The sequence below is a fragment of the Paenibacillus sp. FSL A5-0031 genome, assembly GCF_001956295.1.
Lineage (GTDB): Bacteria > Bacillota > Bacilli > Paenibacillales > Paenibacillaceae > Pristimantibacillus.
The window spans coordinates 123650-133882 of the sequence record NZ_MRTD01000020.1 but is presented as its reverse complement, the minus strand read 5'-3'; the positions used below and the strand labels follow the sequence as shown (position 1 = coordinate 133882).

General features: G+C 44.0%; 10 protein-coding genes and 2 tRNA genes. 11 read left to right on the top strand and 1 reads right to left on the bottom strand.

Annotated elements, in window-relative coordinates; genetic code table 11:
- The first annotated feature begins 184 nt into the window (after positions 1-184).
- Together BK120_RS27880 and BK120_RS27875 are read left to right on the top strand one after the other, a co-directional pair.
- A tRNA-Tyr gene (locus BK120_RS27880) sits at positions 185-269 on the top strand.
- 15 nt (positions 270-284) lie between these two features.
- Positions 285-360: transfer RNA gene (locus tag BK120_RS27875), tRNA-Lys, on the top strand.
- A gap of 147 nt (positions 361-507) precedes the next feature.
- Here BK120_RS27875 and ssuE read toward each other — a convergent pair.
- Positions 508-1062: an NADPH-dependent FMN reductase gene (gene ssuE / locus BK120_RS27870; RefSeq protein WP_076270767.1), complete on the bottom strand. Its 555-nt coding sequence runs from the start codon at positions 1060-1062 to the stop codon at positions 508-510.
- A 189-nt stretch (positions 1063-1251) separates the two neighbouring features.
- Between ssuE and BK120_RS27865 the strand changes: the two genes are divergently transcribed.
- From BK120_RS27865 to BK120_RS27825, 9 genes are all read left to right on the top strand, one after another.
- Positions 1252-2199 (top strand): glycosyltransferase family 4 protein, encoded by a 948-nt coding sequence (locus tag BK120_RS27865; RefSeq protein WP_076270766.1) that lies wholly within the window; start codon positions 1252-1254, stop codon positions 2197-2199.
- Positions 2200-2373: 174 nt separating this feature from the next.
- On the top strand, positions 2374-3516 hold the full coding sequence (locus tag BK120_RS27860; protein WP_076270774.1) for a PucR family transcriptional regulator: 1143 nt from the start codon (positions 2374-2376) through the stop codon (positions 3514-3516).
- Between the two features lie 89 nt (positions 3517-3605).
- The gene (locus BK120_RS27855) at positions 3606-4727 is read left to right on the top strand and encodes an ABC transporter ATP-binding protein (RefSeq protein WP_076270765.1); all 1122 of its coding nucleotides are present in this window, start codon (positions 3606-3608) and stop codon (positions 4725-4727) included.
- A gap of 201 nt (positions 4728-4928) precedes the next feature.
- Positions 4929-5522 (top strand): sigma-70 family RNA polymerase sigma factor, encoded by a 594-nt coding sequence (locus BK120_RS27850; RefSeq protein ID WP_076270764.1) that lies wholly within the window; start codon positions 4929-4931, stop codon positions 5520-5522.
- Entirely contained in the window at positions 5467-6831 is a 1365-nt protein-coding gene (locus BK120_RS27845) for a DUF4179 domain-containing protein (protein WP_076270763.1), read from the top strand. Before BK120_RS27850 ends, BK120_RS27845 begins: the two co-directional genes overlap by 56 nt.
- 121 nt (positions 6832-6952) lie before the next feature.
- Positions 6953-7891, top strand: a complete 939-nt coding sequence (hprK, locus tag BK120_RS27840; RefSeq protein ID WP_076270762.1) for an HPr(Ser) kinase/phosphatase — start codon at positions 6953-6955, stop codon at positions 7889-7891.
- A 21-nt stretch (positions 7892-7912) separates the two neighbouring features.
- The gene (gene lgt, locus BK120_RS27835; RefSeq protein WP_083682548.1) at positions 7913-8911 is read left to right on the top strand and encodes a prolipoprotein diacylglyceryl transferase; all 999 of its coding nucleotides are present in this window, start codon (positions 7913-7915) and stop codon (positions 8909-8911) included.
- Between the two features lie 23 nt (positions 8912-8934).
- Positions 8935-9600, top strand: coding sequence for a pyrophosphatase PpaX (ppaX, locus tag BK120_RS27830; RefSeq protein ID WP_076270761.1), 666 nt, complete (start codon positions 8935-8937; stop codon positions 9598-9600).
- Entirely contained in the window at positions 9593-10126 is a 534-nt protein-coding gene (locus BK120_RS27825; RefSeq protein ID WP_179089910.1) for an acyltransferase, read from the top strand. The genes ppaX and BK120_RS27825 overlap by 8 nt, the downstream gene beginning before the upstream one ends.
- Positions 10127-10233 lie beyond the last annotated feature (107 nt).

Below are 10233 nucleotides of genomic sequence, written 5' to 3'. Positions count from 1 at the left end.
GACGAATACTAATCGGTCGAGGGCTTATCCTAAACACGTTTACTGTGACCCATACATCCAGTAGACAGCAGCTAAAAAGGCTTCAGCAAGCCTAATCTTTCGTATCCAGTTTTCAGGGCGTAATGTTCTGACTTTGCATGCGTCCCCGAACGCTGCAATCGACAACTATTATAAGTAATAGTATGGAGGATTAGTGAAGTGGCTAAACACGGCAGACTGTAAATCTGCTCTCTCTGAGTTCGGTGGTTCGAATCCATCATCCTCCACCATTTCTTTTACAGCAAGAGCCATTAGCTCAGTTGGTAGAGCACCTGACTTTTAATCAGGGTGTCGTAGGTTCGAATCCTACATGGCTCACCATTTTTTCTAAACACACCTATACAACCGTAGATCTTAGGATCTACGGTTTTTTTGTTTGATTATAATTGAAGTGAAAAAGAGTTTGCTCATCTTAATGATGGGCAAACTCTTTTTTTGTATAGTTAAAACCAGAATAATGAATGAATCTTAGTTTTTACTCCGTAGATTCAATTCATAAGCAAGCTCGTTTACGGTTTCGTTTAGTCGAAGTTTAAGTTCTTCATTTAATTCAAATACTGGAGCTTCATTTGGCTCTTGTGAACGCTCGATTTGGGAATCAACGGCGTACACTCCGCTTACATATAATTTCGCACCCATGGATGCGAGTACCGGCTTGAGGGAATAGTCAATAGAGAGTAGATGAGCGATGGTGCCGCCGATAAACAGAGGAGCAATGATTTTACCATCAAGTCCTTTTTGCGGCAGCAGATCTAGAAACGTTTTTAGAACGCCAGTATAAGATGCTTTGTAAACTGGGCTTGCAATAATAACAGCATCCGCATTCTCAACAAGCTGATTGGCTTCTATAATAGCAGGGCTGCCAAAACGAGCGTGAATTAGATCTTCGGCTGGCAAAGAAACCACGGTTATCGTATTAACCGAAAGACTTTTTGTTATCAATTGCTGCTCTACGTACTGTGTTATGCCGTTTAAACGAGATGATGCATTTGGACTGCCTGAAATAATTACAATCTTGGACATGGGTGCACTCCTCTTTTTCAAATAAATAGTAGAATAAGAAATTACATTAATCCGATAAGTAAACTTTGAATAGATAGTACCATGGCAGATGTTATTTGGTCAAACAGGTTTGATTTGTTTCTTGTATTTTATCGATATAAGGGAACAATGTATACATATAGGAATGAAATAGAAAAAGGGGTAGTTGCAATGGTATACGGATTAGCGGTTTTAATTAGCTTCGCGATCGTATTTGCAAGCGTACCACCGCTTCGTGTATTTGCGCTGCGACTTGGTTTTGTCGATCGTCCTAATCAAAGAAAAATACATAACAAGCCGATCCCTCTCATGGGTGGCGCGGCTATTTTTGTTGGCTGCATCGTTACGATGTTTATTTTTATCGGATTCACTCCGCTCACTTGGACCATAGTTACGGGTGGAACAGTGCTCGTAATTATTGGACTTCTTGATGATGCGTCAAAGGCAAAAGGGAAAGACTTTCCGATATGGCCGCGTGTCATTCTCTATATGGGAGCTGCGTCAATCCCAAGCTTATTTCACATCAAAATTGCGGGTATTACCAATCCGTTTACACATTTGTTTATTTCATTTCCCGATTGGGTGTCGTGGCTGACAACGATGCTATGGGTTTTCGCGCTAATCAATATGATTAACTTTATTGATGGCGTAGATGGGCTGGCTTCGGGGGTATGCACGCTGTCAGCACTTACGCTATTGACGGTGGCGCTCGTCAAAGGTCAGCCAAGCACCGCTATTCTTGCCATTATTGTAGCCGGAGCATGCTTTGGGTTTTTGGTTCATAATTTTTATCCAGCTAGAATTTTTATGGGTGATGCAGGAGCGACCTTCCTAGGCTTTACGCTTGCTGTAATTGCTGTTGATGGTGCGTTTAAGAAAGCGACATTTATTACCTTGCTAGTTCCATTACTGGCGCTTGGATTGCCTATATTTGACACGGCTTATGTCATGCTGCGCAGGCTTATTAGCGGTAAAGGCTTGCATCATGCGGACAAGCTGCATACGCATCATCTTTTGATGAAATGGGGACTGAGTCAAGTTCAAACGGTTTCGTTTCTATATTTAATTGCTGCGTTATTCGCGCTCTTGTCAATCATTCTTTTACTGGTAATAGGCTGAATTAAGCAAGCTCTTGTGGTACAATGACGGGAAAAAGCGTTATTCCACATAAAGGTGCGAATAAACTTTTTTTACTTATTAATCCGCTTATATGGAGCTGCTAATCGCAATAGGTGTCCTCCCATAGGAGGAAGCACGCAGCCGCAAATGCTTGTGGAGATTGGAGATAGAGAAATGAGCACGACAGACTGGTTGAAGCCGCTGAAGCACATTTTGAACTGTCCGGTACATGCTGTTTCGAAATCTATAGCGGAGTGGAACGATTTAATTAGCAATGCTGATGTGGTGTGGTTAGGCGATCATATAGGATCTTCTCCTATAGAAGGCCAACGCGTAGAAAAAGACGAAAAAACGTGGATTGTCATTTCATCTGCGGAATATGAAGTGGATTTATTAGAAATCGATTGTCCATCGCTTCAGGCAACAGAGAAGGAACTGATAAGCTGGACATTGCAGCTTAATCGCGGACATTTAATGGAGAAAAAAAATGCGGCGCTCTCTGAATCAGAGAGGCAAGCGCTTAAGCTTGGAGATTGGATTCAGAAGCAGTTGGAATCGGATGAGCCCGCATATTCCTTACCTGATCATTTAACCGTTGGCAGTCGCTTATTTAATGAAATGATACCTTTCTTACTCGTTACAGAGCAGTCTGGCACGAAGCATGCAACCTATTCTGAATTAGAAAAACTTTTGCGTTCATTTATGTCTGACGATGTCTTGCTTATTCCGCTCAAAAGCCAGGAATGGCTCATATGGGGTTCGATGTCCTTGCTGAGAGATGAGGATTCCGATGCTTTTGATGAGCAGGAGGAAGAGACGATTGAGGATAGTCTAGCTTCGATTGGGCTTGGATTGCATGAGATGCTTGCCAGTGAGTGGATTGGTGAATGCCACATCGCAGTCGCTCATCCTTCATCACCAGCAAAAGGTATGATTGAGACGACAATGCTGCTGCGGGAGACGATTAATCTCGGCCGAAAATTCCATGTAGGAACGAATATTTATTTGCCGTGGATGCTTCAGTTGGAACGTTTGTTGAATGCAATTCCGGAGGTTCATCGTGCGAGATATTTGGAGCAGTCGTTAAAAAGAGCGGATCTATTCGTTGAATCAGAAATGCTGAGTACATTGGAAACTTTTTTTACACTTGATTGCAATGTTAGTGAGACAGCGAAGAAATTATACATTCATAGAAATACATTATTATATCGTTTGGACAAGCTTAAACAAGAGACTGGTTTAGATGTTCGTCAATTTAGGGATGCCGTACTAGTCAAAATTATATTACTATTGTACAAAGTTACGAAAAGAAATTAGTTTTTTTGTAAAGTATGTGCATAGTCACAAGCTCCCCAGTGGGATAAGATATAGGCATAACGAAATTTCTTTCTAGGGGGAAAATTATCATGGCAGGCGTACGTTTAGAAGGCATTTACAAAAAATACCCGGGTACTGACAAAGCATCGGTTACTGACGTTAACTTAGATATTAAAGACAAAGAGTTTCTCGTATTGGTCGGACCATCTGGTTGCGGTAAATCGACAACTCTTCGTATGATTGCAGGCCTTGAAGAAATTTCCGAAGGCAAATTGTTCATCGGCGACCGCCTTGTGAACGATGTTGCTCCTAAAGACCGCGACATCGCGATGGTATTCCAATCCTACGCGTTGTACCCGCACATGAACGTTTACCAAAACATGGCTTTCGGCCTTAAACTTCGTAAATTCAAAAAAGCAGACATCGACAAACGCGTTCGTGAAGCTGCTAAAATTCTAGATATCGAGCATTTGCTTGACCGTAAACCAAAAGCACTTTCCGGTGGTCAACGTCAACGTGTCGCTCTAGGACGCGCAATCGTTCGTGAGCCACAAGTATTCTTGATGGATGAGCCGCTTTCCAACTTGGACGCGAAACTTCGTGGACAAATGCGCGCTGAAATCAGCAAGCTTACAAAACGTCTTGAAACAACAACTATCTATGTAACGCATGACCAAATCGAGGCAATGACAATGGGTGACCGTATCGTTGTTATGAAAGACGGTTTCATTCAACAAACAGCTTCACCAGAAGAACTGTATAACCACCCGGTTAACATCTTCGTAGCTGGCTTTATCGGCGCTCCATCGATGAACTTTATCAGCGGTTCGCTTACAGAGCAAGGCGGCGCGCTTCGCTTCAAAGCAAGCGGCGTTGATGTAGTAGTTCCTGAAGGCAAAGCAGCATCGCTTCGCTCGAAAGGTTACATCGGCAAAGAAGTGATTCTTGGCATTCGTCCAGAGGATCTTCACGAAGAGCCAGTATTCTTGGAAGCATCCCCACAAACAATCGTGAACGCAAATGTTGAGGTTGCTGAGAACCTTGGTCACGAGATGTACTTGTACCTGAACGGTATCGGCACTGACACAGTTATCGCTCGTGTTGACGGCCGCTCTGGTCTACGTGATGGCACAACTGTTAAGCTTGCGCTTGACATGAACAAAGTACACTTGTTCGACAAAACGACAGAACTTAACATTTTCGAAGCTTAATAAATAGTATGGAAGAAGAACGGTCGGATTATCCGATCGTTCTTTTTTTATTTTAAACTAGAGGGCGTTTTTGTCGAAATGGTTGTTGCGATTAAATAAATAGAGTCAAACAAAACCGTTTCCATGCTTCGGCTGTCTAATACAAAACAGAAATAATAATGTATAAGAAATGAGAGGCAGCCTGGGCAGGAGGGAAGAGGCATGAATAAGGATGAGTGGGCTGAAGCGGCTATACGGGGCGATGAAAAGGCGCTGCTGCAGCGTATTGATCTAGATAAGCATCAAATGTATGGGATTGCTTATTCATATATGCGAAATGAGTCGGACGCATTGGAGGCTATACAAGAAACGGTTTGCCGGATATGGACGAAAAAGCACACTTTAAGGGAGCCGAAATTTTTTACAACGTGGGCCATTCGTATTTTGATTCGTGTGTGTATGGATGCTAAGAAGAAGCAAACGAGGGAGCGTCCTACGGATTCGATAGCCGAGCAATATGATTTGAGGGAAAAGACAGTTGAGTACGATGAGACAGCAGCACGTCTTGATATGGCTGCGCAGATTCAACTGCTTCCGGTTAACTATCGTATGGTAATAACACTCAAATATTATCGAGATATGACGATTACTGAAATTGCCGTGCTATTGGAGAAGCCTGATGGGACCATTAGAACGTGGCTGAACAAAGCATTAAAAGGACTAAGAGCAGATATGGCATATATGAAGGAGGAGATACGAAATGAGCGAGGCCAAGGAGACGCCGTTCAGGCAAGCCAATCAGGCGCTGCGAAGTGACATAGACCATGTGAATCAGGAGCTTGTTGTGATGCCGGAGCTGGCGCTGGATGCAGCAATACGAAGTGGGATAGAGCAGGGGCGGAAGCGATCCATACGTAGAAACAGAAAAAGATGGAGCGTTAGCATGATTGCTGCAGGGCTAAGTGTAATCCTGCTTCTAACCGCATTCGTTCGCGTATCTCCTGTGTTTGCTTCTATTGTGAAGGAAATTCCGGGTTTCAGCGGGTTTGTTGAGTTGATTCAGGGAGATAATTCCTTGATTACAGCAATGGAAAATGATTTCATACAGCCTATAAAGCTCTCGGACGAGAAAAACGGCTATATTTTTACGGTTGATGGTATTATAGCCGATGATCAGCGTATGGCTATTCTGTATACGGTAGAGGGACCAGGAATTAACGGCAATACAGGATTTCTGGATTATAAATTAAAAACGAGTGATGGTAAGGATTTGGTCGCTTCCATTGGTTCATCGCATTATCCGAATGACGATGCCGAGGGTTCAATCGTTCCTGTCCATCAATATTTAGATATACTAATGGGCGAAGGTTCTAAAATGCCGGAGAGCCTTCAATTCAGCTTATTGCTTGGCGGTCAGTGGCTAAAGGTAGATTTTCCGATTGAGCATAAAAGATTCGAGGGGATGCGCGAAGAAATCTCGATCGAGCAGAAGGTTGAGGTCGGCGGACAACGCTTTACGGTGAAAAATGCTGTTATCACACCCCTTCAAATAGCTGTGACAATCGAAGCAGATGCAACTAATGACAAACACGCAAATGGTTTTATAAATATAGCGCTTGTTGATGAAAAAGGCAGGCGATATGAGTCGAATTCTGCGTTTGGCGATTCTAATACATCAATTACCCGTCACTTTAAGAGCAGCTATTTCGTTAAGCCCAAAAAGTTAACTTTAATTGCGGACGGCTTGTATATGTCGGAAAACAATTTAAGCATCACGGTGGATACGGATAAAATAGAAACTTTATCATCACCGCATAATAGGCTTCTATTAGCAAGCAAAGAGCTGCTAAATGGTGAGTATGAAGTGAAGTTTGATTTGCTAAATCAGGATGAAATCGATAAGAAGCCGGGGTATACATTATTTCCGCACGGCGGCACCTTCAAAGACGGTGCTGGTGTATCCTACCCTATTTCAGATAGCCGCGGGGTGCAGTGGAATTCGAATGAAGATAAAGTGACCTATGTTTATCGAATTCCAGCAGCAGATTACAAGCAGCCGTTAACATTCAGTATTGAGCAGTACCCTGGTTATGTATTAAAACCGATAAGTATACCGATTAAATAAGTCGAAGGCGCTGAGCAGCGGAGGAAACGTTGCGTTCAGCGCCTTTTTCCTTTACGATGAAGACATTGGAAAATATCATACATATACACAATAGCAGTTGTCATATGAGGGAGGCCCTACGATGCCGAAAAAAGTGAAAGTATCTGAGCTCGTTAAACAATTTCAGCTTGAGATTATTGCGGGCGAGGATGGAATGAAGCGTGCCATTACAGTAGATGATTTGTATCGGCCTGGACTCGAAATGGCTGGATATTTCCACTACCATCCAAGTGAGCGCGTACAGCTGCTTGGAAGAACGGAAATCTCGTTCCTAAATATGCTGGACGGTGAAGAGCGCAAGGATCGTATGGTTCGTTTATGCAACGAGGATACACCATGCATTATTTTGACAAGAGGGCTGGAAGCGCCTCAAGAGCTTGTAGATCAATGTAATGAGAAACAAATTCCGCTGCTCAGAAGCAATGTGGCTACAACCATTTTGTCCAGCAGAATTACGGACTTTTTGGAGAGAAAGCTAGCTCCGACAGCAACGATTCATGGCGTTCTTGTTGACGTATACGGCGTTGGAATGCTTATTACGGGAGGAAGCGGCATCGGTAAAAGCGAGACGGCGCTAGAGCTTGTCAAACGCGGACACCGGCTTGTTGCTGATGATGCAGTAGAAATTATGCAAACCTCCGATGCGCAGCTGCACGGCAGTGCTCCAGAGCTTATTCGTCACCTGCTCGAGATTAGAGGGCTGGGTATTATTAATGTCATGACACTTTTTGGCGCAGGGGCAGTTCGGACGCAGAAGCGTATCGGTCTTGTCATTAAGCTGGAAAACTGGCAGCAGGACAAGCAGTATGATCGCCTTGGATTGGATGAAGAAACGACCCGTATTATCGAGACGGACATTCCGCTCGTAACTGTGCCAGTAAGACCCGGTCGTAACTTAGCGGTCATCATCGAGGTGGCAGCAATGAATTTCCGCTTGAAACGAATGGGTTACAATGCGGCGCTGCAGTTTACGAATAAGCTTACGGAAACGATCGCTGACGATATGGACGAATACGATTGAACCTAAAGGGGATATAACTAAATGAAGACATTGATATTAAACCCAATTGCCTTCACATTAGGCTCTATTGAAGTGCATTGGTATGGCATTATTTTGGGAACGGCGGCATTAGTGGGGCTGCTTCTCGCAGTGCAGGAAGGAAAACGATTCGGCATTAAGCCGGATTTTTTCATGGATTTGCTGCTGCTCGGCGTCCCTTCCGCCATTATTGGAGCGCGAATTTATTATGTAGCGTTCAAATGGGAAGATTATAAAGGCAACTTTGTAGATGTGTTCAAAATATGGAATGGCGGTATCGCGATATATGGTGCGATAATCGGAGCTTTTATTTGCGGGTTCTTCTATTTCCGCTATAAAGGTTATAACTTCTGGCGCTTGGTAGACATTTGTGTACCTGGACTTCTTGCAGGTCAAATGATTGGCCGTTGGGGAAATTTCATGAACCAAGAGGCGTATGGCGGCGTGGTTAGCGAGTCTTTCCTTCGCAATACACTTCATTTACCATCGTTTATCGTGGATCAAATGCTTATTCAAGGTGAGTACCGTCACCCGGCTTTCTTGTATGAATCCGTATGGAGCTTGGTCGGTATTGCTATATTGTTCATCCTTCGCCGCCAGAAGTTTTTGCGCGCAGGCGAGTTGATGGCCAGCTACTTTATCTGGTATTCAATCGGCCGTTTCTTTATTGAAGCGCTTCGTACGGACAGTCTTGCATTTAGAGGACCATCGTGGCTGGCATCGTTTATTAATGGCCTCTGGACTCCGATGGAGGTTTTGTTCAAACAAGGCTACTTGGATCCTGCATACGGCAACATAAGGATTTCACAAGTACTGGCGCTGCTCTTAATCGTTGGTGCGGTTGTACTTATTATCGTGCGACGTAAGACGGGACTTGCATCCGCTCATTACCTTGATCCAATTACGACTAGCAAGCCAGAGCGTAATGTGGGATCGGATGAGAAAAAGGGCAAAGACCAACCTGCTGGCACTAAAAAAGATGATGAGGCTGGCAAGCGTTAAATGCAATTTAGGGAGGTTTATCGATGACGGGCAATATCAAAACGATGCTGTTCGATTTGGACGGCACGATTATCGACACCAATGAGCTTATCATTCGCTCGTTCATAGAGTCTTTACAAGGCGTAGCACCAGAAGGATTCGGAAGAGAGCATATTATTCCGAGCATGGGACAGCCGCTTACGGATCAAATGAAGCTATTCTCGGGATTGGATGAAGTAACACATCTTGTGGCAGCGTATCGCGAAGTTAATCTGCGTTTGCATGATGAATATGTAAAACCATTCGATTACGTCATAGAAGTTATTGAGCGAATGCATAAGCAAGGTATCCAAATTGGCGTCGTTACGACAAAAATGCGTCTGACAACGGAACGCGGCTTGAAATACGTTGGGCTGTTCGATTTCGTGGATACCATTGTAACGATTGATGATGTTGTTCATGCCAAGCCGCATCCAGAACCAGTGAGCAAAGCAATCGGGCTGCTCGGCGCAGATCCGGCAACGACCATTATGGTTGGAGACAGCACAGTGGATATCGAGTCGGCGATTGCAGCAGGTGCGATAGCGGTTGGTGTCGCTTGGTCGCTAAAAGGCGAGCAAATCCTTAAGGATGCCGGAGCCCATCATGTCATTCACGACATGCGCGATCTTTATTCCTTTGTCGGAATGGAGCGGGAAACATTTGCGTAAAGTTGAACGATATCCGGTGGAAGGGCCAAACGCGCTGTGGCAAGTATATTCAACGGTCAGCCGATTCAAATCGGTTCGTAATTTCATTTGCATCCAGCTAGCGCGCTATTGTCCGATTCTTCCGTTAAAAAATTGGATTTACCGCCGTTTGCTTGGCATGAAGGTCGGAGAACATACCGCTTTTGCACTTATGGTTATGGTCGATGTCTTTTTTCCCGAGCGTATAACGGTAGGCAATAATACAATTATCGGATATAATACAACCATTCTAACTCATGAATATTTGATCAAGGAGTATCGTCTCGGCGACGTCGTGATAGGCTCTCATGTTATGATAGGAGCAAATACGACGATATTGCCAGGTGTAACAATCGGCGATCATGCCATTGTAGCTGCTGGATCAGTTGTCCATAAGGATGTGCCTGCTTATGCATTTGTAGGAGGCAATCCGATGCGGGAAATTAGACGAAGCGAAATGGTCGTGCCAAGCGAATTTGATGAGAATGTGCGCAACATTTTAAACTAATGGGCTATGGAAAGCTTCGTCCGTGCGAGTTCGTCTCGCAGCCGGTCGAGGCTTTCTTTTTTGACGTAAAACGGATCGATTTCAACTTGACGAAAATAAGCTTTTCA